This window comes from Streptomyces sp. SJL17-4, from assembly GCF_036826855.1.
In the GTDB taxonomy this organism is placed as follows: Bacteria; Actinomycetota; Actinomycetes; order Streptomycetales; family Streptomycetaceae; genus Streptomyces.
The window spans coordinates 8,370,541-8,391,825 of record NZ_CP104578.1 but is presented as its reverse complement, the minus strand read 5'-3'; the positions used below and the strand labels follow the sequence as shown (position 1 = coordinate 8,391,825).

Sequence of the window (21,285 nt, the reverse complement as noted above, 5' to 3'; positions counted from 1 at the left end):
CACTCTAGACTTCGCCCTTCCGGTTCTCGAAGCGCACCGGACGTCCTGGCATGTCAAGGAGCAGCCTGGCGAGCGGCTCGGGATCGGTCAGCATCACGTCGTGCGGGCCGTCGAGCGCGAGCGTCCGATAACCGAGGGCGGAGGCGAAGCGGTCGAACGGGTAGGTCGCGGGCCGGCAGTGGATGGCCGTGCCGGGGACCCGGTCGACGGCGCCGTTCAGCCGCGTCGCCTCGGTGAACGTGCGCAGCGCCTGCGGGACGAGGCGGCCGGCGAGCCAGGCCGTGTCGTCGGCGTCGACGACGCCGAAGGCGGCCGGCGGCGGGGCCGGGATCCGTTGCCCGTCCCCGGATGTCGCCGCTGCCGCGCGGATCGCGGTGACGAAGGCATCGGGCGCCAGTCCGAACATGCTCGCCCCGTCGGGTCCGGCCCAGCCGTCCACGAGGACGAGGTGGTCGACGGCGCCGGGCCGCAGGTCCGCCGCCTCCCGGACGACGAGGCCGGCATAACTGTGGCCGACAAGGATGAGCTCCTCCCCTTCCGGGACGGTGTCCAGGGCGGTGGCGACCGTACAGGCGTCGTCGTGGAGTCCGTGGTCGCCGGGCGCGCCGAGGTCGGGGGTGAGCGTACGGGCCCCGGAGGCGTGCAGCAGGGGCACGACCCGGTCCCAGGCCCAGGGTCCGTGCCAGGCGCCGTGGACGAGTACGTACGTGGTCATGGGTGCTCCTCGCGCAGAACGGGCAGGACGTGGTCGGCGAACAGCTCCAGGTCCGCCTCGTGGTCGTCGGTGGCCAGGCGGACCACCAGGTGACGGGCTCCGGCCGCGATGTACCCGGCGAGCCGGTCGAGGGCCTGGCGGGGGGTCCCGGCGAACAGGGCCTGGACCGACGCGACCTTCTCCAGCGGCGCGTCATAGTAGGTCTCGACGCTCGCCCTCAGCCGCACGGCCGCCTTCTCCGGGTCTCGGTCCAGACAGAGCGTCGCGTACAGGGCGGGGGTGACGGGGCCTCGGGGCGGCGAGTCCTCCTCGATGCGGCGGCGTTCGGCCGCGACCGTGCGGAGTTCCTCCGCGTACGTCGCCGTCGTCGGCGGGTACGGCAGCCAGCCGTCCGCTAGGCGGGCCACGCGCCGCAACGCCGGGCCGCCGCTTCCGGCGAGCCAGACGGCCGGGCCGCCGGGCCTGGACGGCGGGGGCGCGATCCGTACGTCCGAGAAGGCGAAGTGCTCTCCTCGGTACGACACCGTCTCTCCCGACCAGAGCAGTCGCATGGCGTCGACGGACTCCTCGAGGCGGCTGATCCGGCTGCCGAACGGGACGCCCACCGCCGTGAACTGGGCCCGGGTGTTCGGGTTCGGGAAGCCTCCGCCCATTCCGGCGATCAGTCGTCCGTCGGACAGCCGGTCGAGTGTGGAGAGTTGGTGCGCGAGCAGGATCGGGTGGCGCAGCGCGGGCAGCAGCACCGCCGTGCCGAGCGCGACCCGTTCGGTGGCCTCGGCCACGGCTGCCAGCAACAGCAGCGGATCCGCCCGCGGCCTGGTCACGGGGCTGTCCCCCGCCCACACCGAGTCGAACCCGAGCCGCTCCGCCCGTCGCGCCTGCGCGACGAGCCGCCCCGGCTCGTGTTCTCCCCGGACCGCCTGGTCGCGCGTCGGCAGTAAGTAGCCGACCTGCAGCCCTGACATCTCCCCTCCCCGAGGTCGTGGGTCGTCGACGTGGGCCGACCCGTCGACTTTAACGTGAACTTCCTGTTTTTGAAGTACCTACTTCCAAATCAAGAAGTTGCGAAGCCGGATGGGCCGTCCTCCGCACGGCAACTCGCCGAGCGACCGCCGGCGGCGAATCTGTCGGACCGGGTGGCGACAGCGCGGTGCCTCTTGAGGCGGCTGATCCCGCACGCGACCTCATAACGCTCGCGGTAGTCGACCGGGTCGAAACGCGGCGGCCGGCCGCCGCGCGAGCCGAGCTTCTGGCGGCTACGCGTCTGGTCGGCCTTGTCCGGGATGGGGCAGCGGCCCCCCGGCGGCGCGGGTAGGCGCGATTCCTGCGGGAGGCGTACGCCTTGTCGGCACGCACTCGATCGGGGGCGACGTGCCGCCGGCCCGGCCCATGCGGGGCACGCGAGCCTCGTCCAGCACCGGTTCGAACTGCGGCGAGTGGCAGGAGCGTTGCGATCCGGCCGGCGTTGACGAAGATCCTTGCTGGAATGGCATGTTCCGCGCCAGAGATCTTCTCCGGGTGCCTGCTCCGCTGTCACCATGTGCCGTATGACGCACATGATCAAGGGGGCGAACGCGCCCGTCCCCGCTGCCCCTCTGCGTGTTGCCGTGGGCCGACAGTCGGTGCCAGGCGCGCCGACCGTGTCAGCCGCGGCCCTTCTGCTCGACGCGGCCGGAGCGGTGCGCGGCGCGACCGACATCGTCTTCCACGACCGGCCCGCCCACCCCTCGGGCGCCGTTCGGCACGTCGGGACGGGACAGGGCGCCGGACAGCTCGCCGAATGGCTTGAGGTGGACCTGCTCCGCGTCGAACCCGACATCCAGCGGGTACTGATAGTCGGATCCTGCGCGGCCGGGACCTTCGGACAGGTCCAGGGCCTCTACACCCAGTTGAGCACGTTCGACGGAACCATCGTCGCGCAGTACGCGGTCACGGACGCCACCGCCGAGACCGCGTTCGTGCTGGGCGAGCTGTACCGGCGCGATGGGAGATGGCGGTTCCGCGCGGTGGGGCAGGGCTACGAGCACGGGCTCGCGGGCCTGGCGCAGGACGTAGGGGGCGCGGGGGCGGTGACGGCGGTGACGGCGGTATCACCAACGGCGCCGGCGGTCCCCTCGGCGTCGCCGGCTGTGCCCTCCGTGTCCGGCCCAGTGCCGCTCGCCGGGGTGGGCAAAACCGGCTCCGGCGTGGTGGCTCCCGGGGCGCCGTCGGGGCCAGGGCCGGATGTGCACAGGGCGGACCGGGTGTCGGCCGGGCCCAGCCCAGTGAGTGATTCCGCGACGTACCCGACCTCACCCCTTTCGCCTGATTCTGCGCCCGCCGGGTTCGTGTCCGCGCACGGCGCCGGGACGCCCGCGGTCGGCACACCCTTCGAGCCCCCGTCCTGGGCATCCGACTTCTTCGCGTTCGAGCCGTGCGTCTACCGCGGCAAGGGCGCGAAGACGGTCACTGTGGACCTGCCGTTTCCGCCCAACGGGGAGCCGGTGATCCTGGAGGCACGGACGGAGGAGTACAACTTCATCTCCGTCAAGATTCCCGGCCGCGAGGACGACGTCTTCCTGTCCGACCTGCCCGATCACTACGGCCGAACCCTGATGGTGCCCAACCGCAAGGGCGGACCGCTCACGCTGAAGGTGCGCAACTCTGGGGCGTGGCAGCTCACCGTCCTGCCCCTGTCGGCGGCCCGGCCGCTGGACTTCGGAACCATCACGGGCAGCGGCCGGGAAGTCTTCGTCCGCACCGGCCCCGCGGCCGAGTTGAAGGTGCGGGCGGAGGACCCGCACAAGGGCTGGTTCCAGATGCACTACCACTGGGGTGACTCCCCCAGTGACCTGAGGCGCCCCGCCAAGCGGCTCGTGTACGAGTGGAACGGCCGCCGGGTCCGGGAGAAGGTCGCCCTGCCCAGCGGGCCCATCCTGGTCACCATCGACAAGAGCAGGCACCAGTGGGAACTCACCCTCGATCCGGCTGACCCGAGCGAGCCGGACCGAGGGGCGCGAAGGGTGTGGCGTCGCTAGGTCTTGTCCGACAAAGGATCTTGGACGGGTTCGCGGAGCAAGAGGGTGAGTACGGCAAGGTGGACTCCGGCCCTGCAACGGGCGGCAAGTTCGTCCAGCGGGTGGCGATCGCGCGGAACTGACCAGGACGCCGCGACCTACCTCGTCGCGGTGACCGCCGGGCCGAAGAGGTCGAAGGCCGATCAGAACCCGCAGGAGTGGATACCACCACTCCCCGACGTGCGCGCCGTATGTGCTCACACCCCCTTCGAGGCACGGACCCGTGGGAGATGTTCCGTGATTCTTCGAAACGACTCAGAGCAGCGGAGACGTACACGAAGACCACAAGTTTGCGGCACCTCAATCTTCCTGACGAAACGTCAGCAGCACGTTTGCACTCCGCCAGGATGCGTCCGCGCACCCCGTTGTGCCTCGTGTCAGTTGCCGTCCACACTGCGGCAAAAACCGGCGACGCCCACGAGGGCGTTCAAGCGTCGCCGGTGTTCCCCACGCCCAAGGCCGTGGCGACAGCCTCCGCACCCAAAGCGGCCCACCACCACTCGCCAGTGACTACGCTCGCCAGCGCCTGCCGCAGGCAGCCCGTTCGCGGGCTGTGGGATACCTAAAGGGTGCTGCAGAAGGCTCAGTCCGGGCATTTCTCCTGCATGGGTGGGGTATTGCGGGCTGAGCCGGTGTGGGTCGTGACGTTCACGGGCTTGCGAATCGACCGGTTCGCGAAGCTGGTGAAAGTGGTGAAGGAGCGGGGCGGGAACGGTCCCGGTGGTGGCCGGCCGTGGTGCCTGCCGCTGACCGACCGGGCCCCGGTGGTGGCTCGCGGCGGCCCGGCCGGTGCCGGGCAACACCGCGGACGCGAAGGCCTGGCGGGACTCCGGCCTGGCCACCGCCTGCGAAGGCGTGACCGTGCCGGCCGACGGCGCCTACATCAACACCGGCCTCGTCGTCCCGCACCGCAAACGCCCCGGACGGGCCCTGCTGCCGGGCGAGGAGGAGGAGGAGGAGGAGGACAACGCCGAGCACCGACGGGTGCGGGCCCGTGTCGAGCACGCCTTCGTCCGCATGAGGCACCACAAGATCCTCCGCGACTGCCGACAGCGCGGCGACGGCCTCCACCACGCGGTCCAGGCCGTCGCCCACATGCACAACCTCGCCCTCGCCGCATGACGAGACCGGCACCGAAACCGGCCCCGACCTGCCCGGACGCAACCTTCTGCAACACGCTTCAGGGCGCGTATCGAGAGTATTTCCGGAGCGGTCGTCGGGCCGCTCCGCTACGGTGCAGCCATGGCGAACTTTGTGCTGATTGCCGGTGCGCGACTCGGATCGTGGGCGTGGGACGATGTGGTGCCGCACCTGCGTGCGGCCGGCCATGGCGTGTACCCGCTGACGCTGTCCGGCCTCGCTGAGAAGCAGGGCGCGCCGGCCGGGCAGCAGACCCACGTCCAAGACATTGTTGATGAGGTCGAACGCCAGGATCTGCACGACGTCGTCCTGGTAGGTCACAGCTACTCGGGTATTCCAAGCGGTCAGGCCGCCGGGCGGATCGGCGACCGGCTGGTGCAAGTGGTCTTCCTTGACTCCAGTGTTCCAGCCGATGGTGAACCGTTCGTCTCCGCTTGGCCGGACGGCGGGGCGATGATGAGGGCATCGATCGCCGCGAACGGCGGATTCTGGCCGGTCGCGCCCGCGGCTCACTTCGAGGGCCACGGTCTCACCGATGACCAGATCGCACGGATCGTGGGCGGTTCGACGCCACACCCGGGCGCCACGCTGACCGAAGCCGCTGTGCTGGAAAGGCCGCTCGGCGACCTCCCGGCGATTTACATCAAGTGCACGCTCGGTGACCCCGAGCCGAGCGACGATGTGGCCAAGCTGCTGACCGACGGGCGCTGGCGGCTGATCGAGATGGACACCGGCCACTGGCCGATGTTCTCCCAGCCACGCGAACTGGCGCGGATCCTCATCGGCATAGCCGAGGCGTGACCGCAGTTCCATGCTTGCGGACTCCTTGCCAGCGTCGTATCAACTGCGCTGCTCACAGCCACTCGTTGATGGCCGCGACCAGGACGGTCGCCTCGTAGCGGACCGCGAGTTTGTCGTACCGCGTTGCCACGGACCGATGCCTCTTGAGGCGGTTGATCCCTCATTCGACCGCGTGACGCTCGCGGTAGTCGGCCAGGTCGAAATGCGGCGGCCGTCCGCCGGGGAGCCAAGCTTTCTGCGGTTGCGCGCCTGATCGGCCTTGTCCGTGATGGTGCAGCGGATCCCGCGCCGGCGCAGGTAGGCGCGGTTCCTGCGGGAGGCGTACGCCTTGTCCGCTCGGCCGATCAGGACGGACGCGTGGGCGGCCCGCCCCGATGCGGGGCACGCGGACCTGAGCCGGGTGAGGAGGCGGTGCCAGGTGCCGTCCCGCTGCCACCGGCGGAACAGGTCGTAGACCCGGCCCCATGGCCCGTACTTGACGGGCACGTCCCGCCACGGCACACCGGTCCGCACCCGGAACCGTATGCCGTCGATCAACTGCCGCCTCGACCAGACGGGCGGCCGACCCGCTCTCGTGCCCGTCGGCAGCAACGACTCCAGCATCGCCCACTCTTCATTAAGGGTTGTCCCGCAATAGCTGCTCATAGCTCCGGGAACGGCGGGATGCAGTCCATCTCCTGCAACAACTTCCGAGCAGGCGTCGCTTCCTCTGGCCGTACGGAGGAGGCGACGCCCTCGATGACTGACCGGCCTGCGTACACAGCTGTCCTTGCTGCCGCCTCCCAGCCGGGTTGCTGCTGGTAGTTCGCGTCGTGCTTGCGGTCCTGCGCTGCCGCAGCGGCAGAATGCCACTGGTCGGCCCGGCAGATGCTTCCCAGCAGGTCTAGCAACTCGGCCTTGCAAGCCACGTGCGGGGACCCGAGCAGTTCTAGAAGGAACGGCACCGTGGGAGCTGTCGCCTCGCCAACGACGAACCCCAGAGCACAGATGGCATCGCCCAGGTCATCGATGGCGATGCGGGCCGTGTCCTCATCCCCGTATGCGATCCGGGACAGCAGAGGGGGGACACCGCCGGCCGCGGCGCCCGTCGCGTCGCGTAGTTCTCCCCAGCGGACCCCGGAAACGCCCTTCAACAGACTTCCCACGCCCTGCTCCTCATCAGATCGTCGTGCCAGCCCTGGCGGTGCTTTGATCATGGTGCAGCTAACGGGGTGGCGTGAGTCCTCTCCCAGGGCAGACGGCGCCAGCGCCGCCGCGAGTTGGCAGGCGTAGGCCGGGCTGGAAGTACGGCGGTGCCGCTGTGACGGGCGCGGGGGGCGCGCCGGGTGGTTCAGGTGGCCGGGGGCGGCTTACGGGCGCTCGGGAGCAGGTCGGTCTGGTGGGGCTGGGTCATCGGGCCCGTCGGATGCGGATCGGGCCCCGAGCCTTGCCCGGTGCGACGGGGTGGCCGCGCTGAGTGATCTCCACCTCGCCCTCGTCGACCAGGTGGCGGGCCGCGACTCGGGCAGGCTCCATCAGAGCGCGCGCCTCGTACCGCTGGACCCCCTGGCCCTTCACGGTATCGAGTGCCGACCGGTGGTTCACCCGGTACCGGGAGACCGTCCAGGCCTGCTCCGGTCGGCTCAGCCGCGTGACGGTGAAGACCAGCGGCGTCACCCAGCGCGCAGGCGACGCGGACGTCGCGCAGGCATCGCACGGCGCGCAGGCATCGCACGGCGTCCGCGTCGCCTTGCTCCCGAAGGGGCGCAACCTCACGAAGCGGCGGAACCCATCAGCTACCCGGCGTCATGTCTGCTGTCGCGTGTGCCCGGCCGGGTGCCCCCGCCTCCCGTCACCTCCCGGATGTCCGGTGCTGGCACGGATGCCCGTCGTGTTTCAGCACCGTCAGCTCGGGAAGCCGCCGTGACAACGGACGACTTCCCGAGGGGAGCGAAGCCGATGTCAACAGGAACGATCCTGGCCATCGTCATACCCGTTGTAGTGGTCATCGCGCTGGTCGCCGTGGCGGTGACGCTCAGCATGCGTCGTCGACGTCGTCTTCGGGAGCAGTTCGGGCCGGAGTACGACCGCACGGTCGAGGACGCCGGGAGCAGACGAGCCGCCGAGCAGGAGCTGGGCGCCCGCGAGGAGCGCCATGAAGCCTTGGACATCAAACCGCTGTCGAGTCGGCAGAGGGAGAGGTACGCCCAGGAGTGGCGCGGAGTCCAGGAGGAGTTCGTGGACCGGCCCGAGGGCGCGGTGCACGACGCGGACCGGCTCGTCACCTCCCTCATGCACGAGCGGGGCTATCCCACCGAGGGCTTCGAGCAGCAGGCGCGGGATCTCTCCGTCGAACACGGGCGCACGCTGGAGCACTACTGGGCGGCCCACGAGATCAACACACTCAGTACTGCTCAGCGGGCCACCACCGAGCAGCTGCGGGGAGCCATGGTGCACTACCGGGCTCTCTTCGACGAACTCCTCACCAACGGAAGCTCGGCCGATCCCGGCCGGAGCTGAGAGGGAAGGTGCGTCATGCGCGAGCGTGAGACACCGTCGCAGGCCGGGAACGGCCTGTCGACCGAGGACATCGCCCAGCAGACCGGTCGCGGCACGGCAGAGGAGACCGGCCGCGGCAGGGAAGACGATCGCCAGAACCAGGACCGGGGGCAGGACCGCGAGCGCGACGGTAACGCGCGCAATGCGCCCGTGTACCCCGGAGAGAGCACTGCGATCGGTGACACCGCCGACGCCGGTGAGAAGCAGGAAAGCAGCGCTCCCGAGGCGGAGACGCGGGCACAGGCGGCTGCGGAGCCGGCCGCAGACAAGGCTGCTGCGGAAGAGACTGCCGCGGAAGAGCAGGCCGACGACTCGGCGCGACTGCTGGACAGTGACGACGAAGCATCGTTCCGTACGCGCTGGAGCGACATCCAGAGCATGTTCGTCGACGACCCCCGCCAGGCCGTCCAGGCGGCCGACGCCTTGGTCGCCGATGTGATGCGACAGCTCGCCACGACCTTCGCCGACCACAAGAGGAACCTCGAAGGACAGTGGGGCGAGGACGACCACGTCAACACAGAGAGCCTGCGGATGGCCCTTCGCCAGTACCGGTCCTTCTTCAACCGGCTCCTCTCCCAATGATGCGGGTTCACCCCTCCGGCGGCGTCCAGGTCGGCATCGTGGCGGTAGACGACGGACAGGCCGCGGACGCTGGTCGCATCAGGCACTCTCGACGACGCGGGTGTCGGTGCCGGGCAGCGCCCGACCGCTCTGCCTGGGGGCCGCCCCGAGGACTCGGCGAACCGTGTTGACAGCGGCCTGCTCCCAGGTGGTGGGTTCGGCGAGGATCTTCTCAGCGGCCGGCGCCGGGGTAGAACGCGTGGGTCACCGGGCGCCGGCCTCGGACAGCTTTCGGCGGAGTTCGGCGGAGTTCGGCGGCGACATCCTCGTTGCTGCGTCCGATGGCGGCTGTGGCGTGAGGGTCGCGAGCAAGCAGGACGCGGTGCCGATAGGACTGGACGATCTCACGGACTTTGGTGAGGTCGTCCAGGCCTACGGCGCCAAGCTCGAGGTCTAACTCCTGCCGGTCGCCCGCGAAACCGTACGCGGTGAGGGCTTCGCGGAGCTCGGCAAGCGTGCGCATGGGCGGCACGGGCCCGGCCGGGCCGTTGTGCTCGGGTTCCGGCGGACGGGGCGACGTCACGCGGGGGCGCCGAGTGGCGGGTGCTCGAGCACGCGGGGCTTGTACTCGACCAGCTGAATGCGGCCGTCGAAGGTGCGGTGCTCGATCATCTCGAGGGCGACGTCCGGGTAGCCGTCGTAGATGCGTTCTTCGCCCGTGGCCCCGGTGATCACCGGGAACATCACGACCCGGAAGCGGTCGACGAGTCCGGCTCGTAGCAGGGACCGACACAGGCTGAGACTGCCGATCGTGCTGAGGAGCCCCGAGCCACTCGCCTTCATGGCGCGGACGGCCTCGACGGCGTCGTCGCGGACGAGCGTGGAGTTGGCCCACGTCAGTGGCTCCTCGAGTGAGGAGGAGAACACCACCTTGGACGCCTGCGTGAGCTCGTCGACGGACGCCTCTTCTTCGGGCCTGAATTCGTCTTGGCCGTTCTGGACCTCGCCGGCGGCGAAGCCCGACATCAGGCGGTAGGTGTTCGCTCCCATCAGGTAGGTGACCTCGGGCTGACCGCCGAGCCATGCAAGGTACTCCGGGCCCTCGAGACCCCAGAATCCGGGCCATCCCTCTCCCGATGCGTAGCCGTCGAGGGAGGTGATGAAGTCGACGAGAAGCTCCGACATTGGCGGTGTCCTTTCCTGGGGTGTCACGAGCTATGACCGGCCGGGAGCCACAAACTCATCGGCCGCGCGCTGTGGGGTAACGAGGAAACCCATCGCCTCGCCAGTACACCCCACGAGACTGCGTTACGGAGCGCTCGACGTGCGCCCAGCATGACTTCGCGCCCGCGCCTTGCAAGTCATCCCACGGATGCCACGCTCGCCAACGCCGATCCCTACCCGCGCGATCCCTGAGCCGTTCCCTTCAGATCATCGGACCGTTCCCCTCGCCGCTCACCAGTTGCAGAGCCGGGAACGGGCCGACGCCCACTCCACTCGGCCCGCTGCTCTACCGCGCGTTCTGACCGCGCGCCAGGAGTCCGACAGCGTCGGCGTTGTCGGTCCCCGGTGTTAGCGTCGCCACCATGGCGAACCGTTCATATCTCTACTCCGCGGACTCGATGCCGAACGAGGCGGAGATCCCCAAGCAGGTCCGATGCATATCCGAGCACAACTGGGACATCCCGCTTGCGCACAAGCTCATGGTGGGGCGCGGAACGACGATCGTCCCGTCCATGATCTGGAACCCTCCGATCGGCATCGCCGCGGACTACGCCGACGGGGCTGCCCTGCTCCGCGACCTCCTGCACGCGGTCGGCAAGGGCCTGGAAGACGACGCCGAGTTCGCCGAATGCCTTGCCAGGACCACCGCCCACCTCGAGAAACAGCAGGCGAAGTACTTCATCCTCGAGACCGGGGAGATCGTCTCGATGTCGGGTGACGATCCTGCAGCGAGCGTGCAGCGTCTGGCGTGCGAGGACATCCCCGACGCCGTCGCCAAGGCCCAAGCGGCAATCGCCGGCCAGAACGACGACTGGCTGGCCTCGGTCCGAGCCGACTGGCAGAGGCACTTCGCGTCGTTCTACAGCGAGGCGCTCTACTTCTCCTTCCCCAGCTGACACCCGCAGCACGGTGCCAGGCGATACCTGCCTGATCTGAAGCACAGGACCTGGTGACCTGAGTCGGAGATCCGCTGGCAGTAGGCGGCGACTTTGTCGAGGGCTCTCGTCGGCGGTTTTCGTCCAGACGAACGGTCGTGGGTGCTTGTTCCAGCCGGCGAGCCAGACTCGGACCTCGTGTTCGAGGCTTGGACGGAGCGGTGGACGCCGCGCTCGAGCTTCTTCTGGGTCAGCTCGGCGAACCACCGCTCGACCAGGTTCAACCAGGACGCGCTGGTCGGTGTGAAGTGCAGATGGAAGGGATGCGGCCAGCAGCCAACGCTTGATGTCGGTTGTCTTGAGGGTCGCGTAGTTGTCCAGGATCAGATGGACCTGCAGGTCATCCGGGACCTCTTTGTCGAGCTTCGCGTGAAACTTCTTGACTCCGCCGCCCGGTGGCGGCGGAGCAGGGAGCCGATCACCTTACCGAAGGCGACCTTGAGGGCGGCGACGCCTTAAACGGTGTCGCTCATGCGTTCGTGGCGGCCGAGGTGCCGGGCCAGGGCCCGCCAGTTCTTCGGGTGAGCGATGCCCGGCTCGACCCGGATACGGCGTGAGGAGTGTGCCTTGCGCTGTCGCTCGTGGATCTCCTCGTGCCAGTCCGGGGCGTTCTTCTTGAACTTGTGGTGTGGTGGTGTCACCACGCGTCCGCCGGACTGGGCGCCGGATTGGGCGCCGAGGCCCTGGTAGCCGGCGTCAGCCCTCACGATCAGCACCTTCCGCCAGAACGGCAAGACCAACTTCGCCGCCGTCCTCCGCCTCACCAGCCGCGACTACCCCGACCGCTGTCCACCCTCGGCCTCACATGATCAACCCGGACAGAACCCGATCGCGCAACGCCCCCTGCCCCACACCCATCCCCCGTCACTTACGGATGCCACCGGCGACAAGGCGGGGGATGATCAGATTGTGGAAGGGCTGGATCGCCTTGAAGTACAGGCGTCCGGCCAGATTGTGGAACCGGATGACCGTGGTGAACACGCCTTCCAGCCCGCCGGATGCAGACGGGCGCACCGCGAAAGAGGCACGGAAGTCGAGGTGCTTGTCGTCCTCTCCGCCCAGAACCTCTTCCTCGCTGACCGACCGCACCAGGATGGGCCCCAGCTTCCGGCCGGACTCGATCCGGATGTCCGGTACGGCGACGCGCTCCTGGGAGTGGAGCCCTAAGGGCGCCGTGATCTTGTCGCGCAGGTCCAGGAGCCGGTGTACCCACTCCGGGGTTGCGGCGAGGACGCTGCGGGCGAACTCGGCGGCGCTGGTGCCCGCGGGGATGTCCACGGCCACCGCGTCCACGTGGTCGTAGCCGCCGAGACTCGCCACAGCCCTCTCCATAACGGGCCTCGCGTTCCTGCGGACTCGCGTATCAGCCACGGCTCTTCAGCCCTTCGGCGAACGCGCCGGCCGACGTACACACGATCACAGACGTCACAACGAACTCCCCCTCATGATCCGTACCGCGCCAGTCATGATCCTAGCCACCCGACGAATATGCCTTCTCGCGGGCAAGCTCGTGGTCCTGGGCGCACGTCCCGCCTGCCGCGTGCCCAATATCCCCGCCGCCTGCCGCAGCACCGCCCCCGACTACCGGTGCTCCGTCGCGGCTGCGGCCGGCGGGGCCGTCATGCACGCCCAGGACTGCGAGGAAGCCCTTGCCAGGGAGCCGGTTGCGGATCTGGAGAGGGCCCTGAGCATGGCGGAGGGGCCGTCGACGCGGCAGCGCACCCCATGCGGCTGCGCCCAGGAACCTTCTCCGCAGCTGGGCTCCAGTCCGGAGCCGAGGTCTGAGCGGGTTCAGGCGGTGTTCATGGGTGCGGCCGCCGCGCCACTCGACTCAGGCGGGGTCGTCGACCACCGTCTCCGGGTCGAGAACGCCCGTGGCCTCAAGGAAAACGATCAGGGCATGGTCGGAGTGGGCCAGGCCGAGGATCTCGTCGTGCCCGGCCGGGTCCACGGTCACCCGCGAGCCCCCGTAGGTAGAGGGACGGTGCATGGTGATCGGCGCGGCGCCCACCTATCCAGGGCCCCCTGGGAAGGTGGACGCAACGTACGGACCACCCCGGAGCGCCTGGCCTGGTCAGGCAGTTGCCTTCCCCCTCCCACCGGCGGGGGTCGCCAGGGCAGGGGCGTACAGAAAGGCGGCCGCCCGGGCCAAGCGGCTGGTCCAGGAGATGAGGACGGCGGCAAGGATGTTCTGCGGGGGCCCGGTCGGTGATGTCGAGGAGGAGACCGTCGAGCGGGCCGCCTGTCGGCTCGGCGTCGATGGAGCCCGGTTCCGGACCGGGCTGGGGTCGTCTGGGTCGTTTCCTTACACGCGGCGTGCCGGCTGTTCGGCATCGCCGCGTCGGGGCCGGGGAGCCCTTCACCACCAGGGACTCGTCGAGGGTCCTCCGGGTGGAAGGCAGTGGCAAGGTCAGGTGAGGAATAGAGGATGTCGCCGTTTCGGTGCAGGTCCCACTGGTAACTCACGGCAGAGGGAGCAGCCAAGCCCGAAAGAGCAACCGCGTGTTACAACAATCCTGCCCGGGATCGGATCGTCCCCATGCGTGAGCCGTTCGGTCCAGTCGAGGCAGGTGCGCACATGCGGTCGCGGAGACGATCCGGGAGGTTCGTCGACGATGCCCAGTCTCTGAGCCAGTGGGCTCCCGAAGTGGTGAGCGTCGGGCCGTAGTCCCAGGACAGGAGCCCTTCGGTCGTCATCGCGTCGGTGATCGCGACAGCCAGGGAGCCGGCCGGGTGGTCGTGGCAGATGCGGGCGAAGGCCGGATCTCGGTGGCCGCGGGCTGCGTTGAGGGAGCGTACCGGCACCGGGCACTCTGGGGCCCGGGCGGCGAGTGCTTCGATCATCTCGGCCACATCCGGGGCCGCGAGCCGGACGTAGCGGTTGCGGCCCTTTCGTTCCTCGGCCAGCAGGCCGTCGGCCTGATTGTGCAAGCGAGCTTGAGCAGGCCATCGTGAAGGTCGGCGCGTCGCTAGCGGGTGCGGAGCCGTTTGAACCGGTGGAGCCAGGCGAAGGTGCGCTCGACCACCCACCGCACCTTGCCCAGTCCGGAACCGTGAGCGACGCCGCGTCGGGCGATCACGGGTTTGATGCCGCGTTTCCACAGCACGCGGCGGTACTTGTCGAAGTCGTAACCACGATCGGCATACGGGCGCCGCGGCTTGCGGCGGGGGCGTCCGCGAAGTCCACTGATCGGCGGTATGGCGTCCAGTAGTGGCAGGAGCTGGGTGACAACGTGCCGGTTGCCACCGGTGAGCATGACGGCGAGCGGAGTTCCGTGGCGGTCGACGATCAGGTGGTGCTGCGAGCCTGGACGGGCCCGGTCCACGGGCGAGGGGCCGACATGATCCCCCCTTCGAGGGCCCGGACGTGCGACCCGTCCACGGAGCAGTCGTCAAGGTCCAGCAGGCCGGCTTGGCGAAGCTCGGTCAACAGGGTGGCGTGCAGGCGAGGCCAGACGCCTGCCTCGGTCCAGTCCCGCAGCCGGCGCCAGGCCGTCACCCCAGAGCAGCCCACTGTCTTGGCCGGAACATCACGCCAGGCCACACCAGTCCGCATTCTGAAACGCCCAGTTGGCGCATTCCGCATGACGACCGACACGCGTCGAGTGATACGTCCGAGCATCCTCTACTTCGGTACCCCGGTGGTCTGCTCATGACCCCGGGCGGAGCAGGCCGATTCTTCGCCGTCGAGTGCCAGGTGCTCCGGGTCCACGCCCACGAACGCATCGTCGTCCCCGGCACGTGAGTCCGGCACGGGGAGGAGCCGGACTCACCTTTGCAATGATGTCACCGATGTTTGGCATAGGACAAAGTGTTAGAGTCGGTCGGGGAGGTGATCACGTGGCGATCGCGGGTACGACCGCGGCGGAGATCGCCGGCAGTGTGCGGGACCAGGTCGCGTCGGGCGCGCTCGCGCCGCGGGCGATGCTGCCGCCGGTGCGGGCGCTCGCCGCCGAGCTGGGAGTGAACCGGAACACCGTCGCCCTGGCATACCGGCGATTGGTGGAGGCCGGGGTGGCCGAGACGCGGGGACGCGGCGGCACGGTGATCTCCGCGGTGCCGCAGCTCGCCCGTGAGGGCGTCGGCGTCGGCGGCGGGTCCGTCGACCTGGCCAGCGGCAACCCTGACCCGGAACTGCTGCCGGACATCCTGGCCGCAGCCCGCAGCGGACACTACCGCCAGCCCCTGTACGGCATGCCCGCCGTCGACGAGGAGCTGGCCGCATGGGCTTCGGCCGACTTCGCCGAGGACATCGAGCAGCCGTTCCGGACGCTGGTCGCGCACGGAGCGGTCGACGCCACCGAACGGCTCCTGAACGCCCACCTCACCCGCGGCGACATGGTGGCGGTCGAGGACCCCTGCTTCCTGGCGAGCATCGGCACGCTACGGCTGAACGGCTACAAGTCCGCACCGGTCCAGGTCGACGGCGCCGGCATGCGTCCTGACGCCCTGCGGGCCGCCCTCGAAGGCGGCGCCCGCGCCGTCGTCTGCACGCCGCGCGCCCATAACCCGACGGGTGCGAGCCTGACCGAGGAACGGGCCGCCGAGCTGCGCACGGTCCTCGCCGACCACCCCCAGGTCCTGGTGATCGAGGACGACCATTTCTCGGCCGTCTCCGCGCGGCCGTACCACCGGATCACCCCTGCGACCACGGCGCGCTGGGCGCTCGTGCGGTCCGTGTCCAAGTTCCTCGGCCCGGACCTGCGTCTTGCCCTGATCGCCGCCGACGCGGAAAGTGCCACACGCCTGGAGGCGCGCTTGAGTGTCGGCACCACCTGGGTCAGCCGCCTCCTGCAACACGCGGCCCACGAACTGCTCGTCGATCCCGGCGTGCAGGAACTCCACGAAAGAGCCCGCGCGGCCTACGCGCACCGCAGCAGCCTGCTCATCCAGCGTCTGCACACCCATGGCATCGAGGTGCCCGACCGGCCCGACGGGCTGAACATCTGGGTCGAACTCGACGTCGACAGCCGATCAGTGGTCCAAGCCCTGGCCGAGCGGGGCTGGGCCGTACGACCCGGCCACCTCTTCGTCCGTGATCCCTCCGCCCATCAAGGCGCGATCCGGATCACCAGCTCCACCATCACCGAGCCGAAGGCCGAGGCATTCGCCTCCGAACTCGCCGCTGTCATCGCCGACTTGCGCCCAGTTCCCTAAGAGACCGACGCGCGCTCTCCCCCTTCAAGGAGTCACCATGTTCCACGGCCTCAGCGCCTTCCCGCTCACGCCCACCGACGAGGACGGCATCGACACCACGGCGTACGCCGCGCTCGTCGCCCGCCTCGCCACCGCCGGCGTGGACTCCGTCGGTGCGCTGGGCTCCACCGGCGGCTACGCCTACCTCACCCGCGAGGAGCGCGCCCACGCCCTGAAGATCGCGGTCGACGCCGCCGACGGGACCCCTGTCATGGCGGGCATCGGCGCGCTGCGCACCTCGCACGTCCTCACCCTGGCCGAGGACGCCCAGAAGGCCGGAGCCTCCGCCGTGCTGCTCGCCCCGATGACGTATCAGCCGCTCACCGAGGACGAGGTGTTCGGCCTGTACGAGGACGTCACCCGCGAGCTGTCGGTGCCGTTGTGCGTGTACGACAACCCGGGCACGACACGTGTGCAGTTCAGCGACGAACTGCACGGCCGGATCGCTCAGTTGCCGAACGTCGGCTCGATCAAGATCCCGGGTGTCCCTGACGATCCGGCGCAGGCCAAGGACCGGATCGACGCGTTGCGGGCGCTGATCCCCGACACGGTCACCATCGGTGTCAGCGGCGACTGGATGGCCGCCCATGGCCTCAACGCCGGGTGCGATGTCTGGTACTCGGTGCTCGGCGGTACCTTCCCGCTGACCACGCTCGCCCTGACCCGCGCTGCTCAGGCCGGTGACGCCGCTTCCGCCACGGAGCTGTCCGACTCCCTCGAGCCGCTGTGGGCCCTGTTCCGCCGCCACGGCAGCCTGCGGGTCATGTCCGCCGCCGCCTCTCACCTCGGGCTGACGGGCGAGCCGAACCTGCCGCGCCCGCTGCGCGGGCTGGACGAGGCCGCACGTCAGGACGTGGCCGAAGCGCTGGACGCACTCGGACTCGCCGGCTGAGCCCTGTCGCCATGAATCACCAGCCCATCGCGACCGTGACGAATGCCGTGAGCAAGCCCTCAGGGTCCTCCGGCTCCAAGGGGCGCCTGGCGCGCTACGACATAGCCGCGGCCCTTGCCCGTACAACTGACGGGGGAGCGATCGTCGCAGTCGTCCTCCTCGTCAGCTCATCGGGCGGGTCGGGAACGCTCGCGGGTGCGCTCGGCGCGTCCATCACCGCACCACTGGCAGCCCGCTTACGCGGCCCTCCACCGGTGGAACACGCCGGTATCGGCCTGACGCCTCGCACACCGCTCGTACACCCCTCGCACCCACCGACAGCTCTGGAGTACCCGCATGTCCGCCGTCGTCGTCGTCACCGTCCTGACCGCCGGCTGGGTCGGCTTCTCCGGCCATTCCCTGCTGCGCAGGGCCCAGTTCGTCGTGGAACCCCTCGCCCAGTACGGGGTGCCCAGACCCTGGTGGACCCCGCTCGGGGTGGCCAAGGTCGCTGGCGCGGCCGGCCTGCTGATCGGGCCGGCGGTACATGTGATCGGGCTGCTGTCCGCAGCCACTGCCGCCGCACCGCGACCCTCCTGATTGCCGCCAAGCCCCCGCGGCGCACACGGCCACCGCCCCCTCTTGAGCGCACCGCTGGACCGTCGGCTGGACCACGGCCGTACAACTCCATCCCAGAGCTGGTACGCGACCTGGGCGGAGGCGAACTTCGACGACCAGACCGTACGGCACACCGAACGCTCGGCGCGGACGGCTCCGACCTGCGCGTACACCTGTCCCACGCCTTCGGCACGACCCCGCTCCAGCTGACCGGCGCCACCGTGGGCCTGTCAGCCGGGGGCGCCGCCGTCCAGCCCGGAACCGTCCGCGCGCTGACCTTCGGCGGATCTGCCTCCCCTCGGTCCGCACCAGCGGCGCGTACGCCGGCAGGGACGGGCTCCACCTCAACGACGCCGGGTCCCGGGCTATGGCGGATGCCGTGGACCTGGACTCCCTGTAGACCCCCTCACCCAGTCGCGGCACTCGCCGCCCGCCACCGGGCCACCGGCCCATCGACCAAAGGACACGGCACCCGTGACCACACCCCCTGAGCACTACGACCGGCTACTCGCCGCGCACTACACCTGGATGCTCGGCAGCGACATCCACGCCAACGCCCGGGACCAGGCCGAACTCCTCCAAGGACTGGGGGTACGGCCCGAGGCCGACGGGGACGCGGCCATCGACCTCGGATCCGGACCGGGCCCACAGACCCTGGCCCTGGCGCAGCTCGGTTTCTCCTCCGTCACCGCCGTGGACACCAACCGGGCCCTGCTCGACGAACTCGCCGGGCACGCCGAGACCGCGGGCGTCGCGGACGCCGTACGCACCATGCACGCGGACCTCCTCGATGCCCTCCCCCGCGTGGCCGGACCCGCCACCGCGGCCGCCATCGTGTGCATGGGCGACACCCTGACCCACCTGCCCGGCCCCGCGGACGTCCGCGCCCTGCTGAAAGGCATAACCCACGCCCTACGCCCCGGCGGACACGTCGTCGTGACCTACCGCGACCTCACCGGGGAGCTCCGCGGCGAAGACAGGTTCCTCCCCGTACGCTCCACCGAGGACCGGCTGCTCACCTGCTTCCTGGAGTACGTGGACGACGACACCGTCATGGTCCACGACCTGCTCCACACCCGCGTGGAGGGGGAATGGCACCTCCAGGTCGGCAGCTACCCCAAACTGCGACTGGCCTCGGACTGGCTGACCGCCGAAGCCCTGCGCGCCGGCCTCGAGGTCCGGCAGGCCGCCGCGGGCCCCCGGGGCATGCGGGTGCTCCACGCGGTGAAGCCGGCCGAGGGGCCGACACCTCGCGCGTAGTCGCTCAGGGCAGACTCGAGACCGCAACGATCACCACCAGCCGCGGAGGGTCGCCACCGCCGCGGGGTCGATCCCGGTCAGGGCCCCGCGGGCCAGCGACAAGCGGGCCGAGGCGGCCACCGGGGAGCGGGTAGCGGTTCTCCTCGGCGGTCCTGTCGCCGTGGTGCCGCAGTCCCCGAGGATCGCCGGGGTGTTGCCGCTGCTCTACCTGCACGGCCTGTTCACCGGCGACTTCGCCAGCCTCGCCAGGAGTTCCTGGCGAGGCTGCGCGTCGTTCGTAGCGGGTCTGGCGCCGCTTGAACTGGTGCAGCCAGGCGATGGCGCGCTCGTCCACCCAGCGCACCTTGCCCAGTCCGGAGCCGTGGGTGACGCCGCGTCGCGCGATCAGCAGCTTGATGCCGCGCTTCCACAGCGGACGGCGGTCCTGTGCTTGGATCCGGAACGAGCGCGGTCGACGGGCGAGGGGCCGACATGATCCCCCTCTTTGAGGGCCTCGACATGCGACCCGTCCACGGAGCAGTCGTCCAGGTCCAGCAGGTCGGCACGGCACAGCTCGGACAGCAGGTCGGCGTGCAGCCGTGGCCAGACGCCGGCTTCGGTCCAGTACCGACAGACGGCGCAAGGCCGTCACACCCGAGCAGCCCACAGTCTCCGCCGGGGCGTCCGATCGGGCGGAGGGCTGGGACACGCAGGTGTGCGTCGCAGCCCTCCGCCCCATGGGCCCATACGCTCGCTGACGATCAAGGAGGTCGGATGCGATACCGGATCGTCCGTGGCGCGCGCGCCGCGGTGCTTGCTTTGCTGATGCTGGTGGGTATGACAGGGCTTGCCGCCTGTGATCCCGATGAACCGGAACCGGCCCCCACGACCGCGCCGACCGCGCCGACCGAGGACACCGACGCTCCTCCGACCGAGGACACGGATGCCCCTCCGACGGAGGACACGGACGGTCCTTCGACGGACGAGACACGGGATCCGACAAACACGCCGACCGGGGGCTACGTCCCTCCCCCGCCTCCCCCGCCGACGGCGACCGAGGACGAAACGACTGACCCGCCCTTCGACCCGCCCACTCCGACCGCCACGCTGGCGCCCGAGGAGAACGCGCCGGGGAACTCCCGGGTTCCCTCACAGCCGGCTCCCGAGACCCCGTGAGCGAGCCTTTCGCACACGGGACTGAGCAGCAGCACCCGCCCGACGCCGGGAAACCCCGGCGTCAGGCCGGGGGCGATCCCGAAGGGCCGTCCGCCCTCGTCAAGATCGTCGTCGCCCAGGGGACGTTCATCGCCGCGCTGATGTTCTACATCGGCGCCATCTACACCAGCACGTACTACGACTACTTCAATCTCCACTGGGGATCGATGAACCTGGGGTTCAGCCAGGTCGCTCTGGAAAGCCTGAATCTGCTGAACCTGGACATCATGGTGGCGGCCGGGTGCGTGTTCCTGCTTGTCTGTGTCCCGTGGAGCCGTCGGCCCCGTCGTGTGACGCGGATCGAGGCCGCCGCGGCGCGCTGGTACCCGCTCTTCGTGGCCACTGGGATCGTGCTGCTCGCGCTGTGGCATGAGATCCAGCCGTACGGCTGGGCTGGACCGCTGACCATCGCCGTCGGGCTTCTTCTGAGCCAGTGCCGGGATGCCGAGGGACAGCGTCCTCAAGGGTTCCGCCGCCAGGCTGTGCCGGTCTTCGCCGTCGGCGTCTTCCTCTTCTGGACGGTGACCAACGTAGCCTGGCAGCAGGGCAGGCAGGACGCTCAGGCACGAGCTGCGGCCGTCACCAGCTGGACGGGAGTGCTCGTGCTCAGCACCAAACCACTGAGCCTGCCGACGGATTCGGTGACAGAGCAGAAGCTCTCGACCGACCGCCTGCACCCTTACCGGTACTCAGATCTGCGGCTGCTCGCCGAACATGACGGCCGCTACTTCGTGGTGACACGTGACTGGGACGCGCAGGTGGACGAGATCTACGTGATTCGGGAGAGCGAGGCCATCTGGATCGCGCTGACCCCCGGCACGCAGCCCCGGTCGGTGGACTGAGGGGGCTGGGGTGGTCGCTCATCAGCCAGTGGCGGGTACGTCACCGTCGACACGGCCATGCCCGGGCCGCGCCTGACCATCGCCCGGGCCGAGGTGCCTGGCCACGCGCCGCTCGTCGCGGCCGAGGCCTCCGTCGACGTCAGCTACGTCGTCACCCGCGACTTGGCGGCTGGAAGGACGTCGCCGCGAGGCCGCCGCAAGCTGACCTGCCCCTGGCGCATCGTTACTGTCAACGCCTTCTACTTCCCGACCCCCTTCCGGGGCCCCGCATAACCGCCCTCGATACCGCCGCTGCTCGGTTTCACCCGCTGCACCCGCTGCACCCGCTGCACCC

The 21,285-nt window shown here is 69.8% G+C and carries 21 protein-coding genes and 6 pseudogenes; 13 read left to right on the top strand and 14 right to left on the bottom strand.

Annotation, left to right across the window (positions count from 1 at the left end; genetic code table 11):
- Nucleotides 1-4: 4 nt before the first annotated feature.
- Together N5875_RS37780 and N5875_RS37775 are read right to left on the bottom strand one after the other, a co-directional pair.
- Nucleotides 5-715, bottom strand: a complete 711-nt coding sequence (locus tag N5875_RS37780; protein ID WP_338498929.1) for an alpha/beta fold hydrolase — start codon at nt 713-715, stop codon at nt 5-7.
- The gene (locus tag N5875_RS37775) at nt 712-1,680 is read right to left on the bottom strand and encodes an LLM class flavin-dependent oxidoreductase (protein ID WP_338498927.1); all 969 of its coding nucleotides are present in this window, start codon (nt 1,678-1,680) and stop codon (nt 712-714) included. The genes N5875_RS37780 and N5875_RS37775 overlap by 4 nt, the downstream gene beginning before the upstream one ends.
- A gap of 573 nt (nt 1,681-2,253) precedes the next feature.
- On the opposite strand from N5875_RS37775, the gene N5875_RS37770 reads away from it, so the two are divergent.
- Complete coding sequence (locus N5875_RS37770; protein WP_338498924.1) at nt 2,254-3,732, top strand: TerD family protein; 1,479 nt, start codon at nt 2,254-2,256, stop codon at nt 3,730-3,732.
- Here the strand turns inward: N5875_RS37770 and N5875_RS37765 are convergent.
- Nucleotides 3,729-3,853, bottom strand: a pseudogene (locus tag N5875_RS37765) (IS5/IS1182 family transposase); the annotation flags it as partial. The gene N5875_RS37770 and the pseudogene N5875_RS37765 overlap by 4 nt on opposite strands.
- A 523-nt stretch (nt 3,854-4,376) precedes the next feature.
- Here N5875_RS37765 and N5875_RS37760 point away from each other — a divergent pair.
- Nucleotides 4,377-4,893 (top strand): annotated as a pseudogene (locus N5875_RS37760) (transposase family protein).
- A gap of 120 nt (nt 4,894-5,013) precedes the next feature.
- On the top strand, nt 5,014-5,712 hold the full coding sequence (locus N5875_RS37755) for an alpha/beta hydrolase (RefSeq protein ID WP_318212256.1): 699 nt from the start codon (nt 5,014-5,016) through the stop codon (nt 5,710-5,712).
- Nucleotides 5,713-5,764: 52 nt separating this feature from the next.
- On the opposite strand, the pseudogene N5875_RS37750 reads toward N5875_RS37755, so the two are convergent.
- From N5875_RS37750 to N5875_RS37740, 3 genes and pseudogenes are all read right to left on the bottom strand, one after another.
- Nucleotides 5,765-6,357, bottom strand: a pseudogene (locus N5875_RS37750) (transposase).
- Nucleotides 6,354-6,857 (bottom strand): hypothetical protein, encoded by a 504-nt coding sequence (locus N5875_RS37745; RefSeq protein WP_338498921.1) that lies wholly within the window; start codon nt 6,855-6,857, stop codon nt 6,354-6,356. The pseudogene N5875_RS37750 and the gene N5875_RS37745 overlap by 4 nt, the downstream one beginning before the upstream one ends.
- Nucleotides 6,858-7,101: 244 nt before the next feature.
- Nucleotides 7,102-7,296, bottom strand: a complete 195-nt coding sequence (locus tag N5875_RS37740; RefSeq protein ID WP_338499388.1) for a DUF3253 domain-containing protein — start codon at nt 7,294-7,296, stop codon at nt 7,102-7,104.
- A gap of 354 nt (nt 7,297-7,650) precedes the next feature.
- On the opposite strand from N5875_RS37740, the gene N5875_RS37735 reads away from it, so the two are divergent.
- Together N5875_RS37735 and N5875_RS37730 are read left to right on the top strand one after the other, a co-directional pair.
- Nucleotides 7,651-8,211 (top strand): hypothetical protein, encoded by a 561-nt coding sequence (locus N5875_RS37735; RefSeq protein WP_318212254.1) that lies wholly within the window; start codon nt 7,651-7,653, stop codon nt 8,209-8,211.
- 15 nt (nt 8,212-8,226) lie between these two features.
- Nucleotides 8,227-8,832, top strand: coding sequence for a hypothetical protein (locus N5875_RS37730; RefSeq protein WP_338498918.1), 606 nt, complete (start codon nt 8,227-8,229; stop codon nt 8,830-8,832).
- 211 nt (nt 8,833-9,043) lie between these two features.
- On the opposite strand, the gene N5875_RS37725 is transcribed toward N5875_RS37730, so the two are convergent.
- Together N5875_RS37725 and N5875_RS37720 are read right to left on the bottom strand one after the other, a co-directional pair.
- Entirely contained in the window at nt 9,044-9,334 is a 291-nt protein-coding gene (locus tag N5875_RS37725) for a hypothetical protein (RefSeq protein ID WP_338498915.1), read from the bottom strand.
- A gap of 56 nt (nt 9,335-9,390) precedes the next feature.
- Nucleotides 9,391-9,996 (bottom strand): dihydrofolate reductase family protein, encoded by a 606-nt coding sequence (locus N5875_RS37720; protein ID WP_338498912.1) that lies wholly within the window; start codon nt 9,994-9,996, stop codon nt 9,391-9,393.
- A gap of 401 nt (nt 9,997-10,397) precedes the next feature.
- Between N5875_RS37720 and N5875_RS37715 the strand changes: the two genes are divergently transcribed.
- Nucleotides 10,398-10,931 (top strand): hypothetical protein, encoded by a 534-nt coding sequence (locus tag N5875_RS37715; protein WP_338498911.1) that lies wholly within the window; start codon nt 10,398-10,400, stop codon nt 10,929-10,931.
- A gap of 53 nt (nt 10,932-10,984) precedes the next feature.
- Here the strand turns inward: N5875_RS37715 and N5875_RS37710 are convergent.
- From N5875_RS37710 to N5875_RS37690, 5 genes and pseudogenes are all read right to left on the bottom strand, one after another.
- Nucleotides 10,985-11,419, bottom strand: a pseudogene (locus N5875_RS37710) (transposase); the annotation flags it as partial.
- Nucleotides 11,420-11,425: 6 nt separating this feature from the next.
- Nucleotides 11,426-11,677, bottom strand: a complete 252-nt coding sequence (locus N5875_RS37705; protein ID WP_338498910.1) for a transposase — start codon at nt 11,675-11,677, stop codon at nt 11,426-11,428.
- A gap of 157 nt (nt 11,678-11,834) precedes the next feature.
- Nucleotides 11,835-12,290, bottom strand: a complete 456-nt coding sequence (locus N5875_RS37700; RefSeq protein WP_338498909.1) for a DUF2867 domain-containing protein — start codon at nt 12,288-12,290, stop codon at nt 11,835-11,837.
- Between the two features lie 511 nt (nt 12,291-12,801).
- Nucleotides 12,802-12,927 carry a hypothetical protein gene (locus tag N5875_RS37695; protein ID WP_338498907.1) on the bottom strand — a complete coding sequence of 42 codons (126 nt, stop codon included), beginning with the start codon at nt 12,925-12,927 and terminating at the stop codon, nt 12,802-12,804.
- 1,015 nt (nt 12,928-13,942) lie between these two features.
- Nucleotides 13,943-14,532, bottom strand: a pseudogene (locus tag N5875_RS37690) (IS5 family transposase); the annotation flags it as partial.
- 278 nt (nt 14,533-14,810) lie between these two features.
- Between N5875_RS37690 and N5875_RS37685 the strand changes: the two are divergent.
- From N5875_RS37685 to N5875_RS37670, 4 genes are all read left to right on the top strand, one after another.
- Complete coding sequence (locus tag N5875_RS37685) at nt 14,811-16,127, top strand: aminotransferase class I/II-fold pyridoxal phosphate-dependent enzyme (protein WP_338498905.1); 1,317 nt, start codon at nt 14,811-14,813, stop codon at nt 16,125-16,127.
- A 37-nt stretch (nt 16,128-16,164) separates the two neighbouring features.
- Complete coding sequence (locus tag N5875_RS37680) at nt 16,165-17,058, top strand: dihydrodipicolinate synthase family protein (protein ID WP_338498902.1); 894 nt, start codon at nt 16,165-16,167, stop codon at nt 17,056-17,058.
- A gap of 336 nt (nt 17,059-17,394) precedes the next feature.
- Nucleotides 17,395-17,637, top strand: a complete 243-nt coding sequence (locus tag N5875_RS37675; protein ID WP_338498900.1) for a DoxX family protein — start codon at nt 17,395-17,397, stop codon at nt 17,635-17,637.
- A 492-nt stretch (nt 17,638-18,129) separates the two neighbouring features.
- Entirely contained in the window at nt 18,130-18,915 is a 786-nt protein-coding gene (locus N5875_RS37670; protein WP_318212246.1) for a class I SAM-dependent methyltransferase, read from the top strand.
- Nucleotides 18,916-19,180: 265 nt separating this feature from the next.
- Here the strand turns inward: N5875_RS37670 and N5875_RS37665 are convergent.
- A pseudogene (locus N5875_RS37665) lies at nt 19,181-19,561 on the bottom strand (IS5/IS1182 family transposase); the annotation flags it as partial.
- Nucleotides 19,562-19,668: 107 nt separating this feature from the next.
- On the opposite strand from N5875_RS37665, the gene N5875_RS37660 reads away from it, so the two are divergent.
- Genes N5875_RS37660 through N5875_RS37650 form a run of 3 tightly spaced genes read left to right on the top strand, consistent with a single transcriptional unit; the run spans nt 19,669 to nt 21,224 of the window.
- Nucleotides 19,669-20,070 (top strand): hypothetical protein, encoded by a 402-nt coding sequence (locus N5875_RS37660; protein WP_318212245.1) that lies wholly within the window; start codon nt 19,669-19,671, stop codon nt 20,068-20,070.
- Nucleotides 20,067-20,951 carry a hypothetical protein gene (locus N5875_RS37655; RefSeq protein ID WP_338498898.1) on the top strand — a complete coding sequence of 295 codons (885 nt, stop codon included), beginning with the start codon at nt 20,067-20,069 and terminating at the stop codon, nt 20,949-20,951. The genes N5875_RS37660 and N5875_RS37655 overlap by 4 nt, the downstream gene beginning before the upstream one ends.
- 57 nt (nt 20,952-21,008) lie before the next feature.
- Nucleotides 21,009-21,224 carry a hypothetical protein gene (locus tag N5875_RS37650; protein ID WP_338498896.1) on the top strand — a complete coding sequence of 72 codons (216 nt, stop codon included), beginning with the start codon at nt 21,009-21,011 and terminating at the stop codon, nt 21,222-21,224.
- The last annotated feature ends 61 nt before the right edge of the window (nt 21,225-21,285 follow it).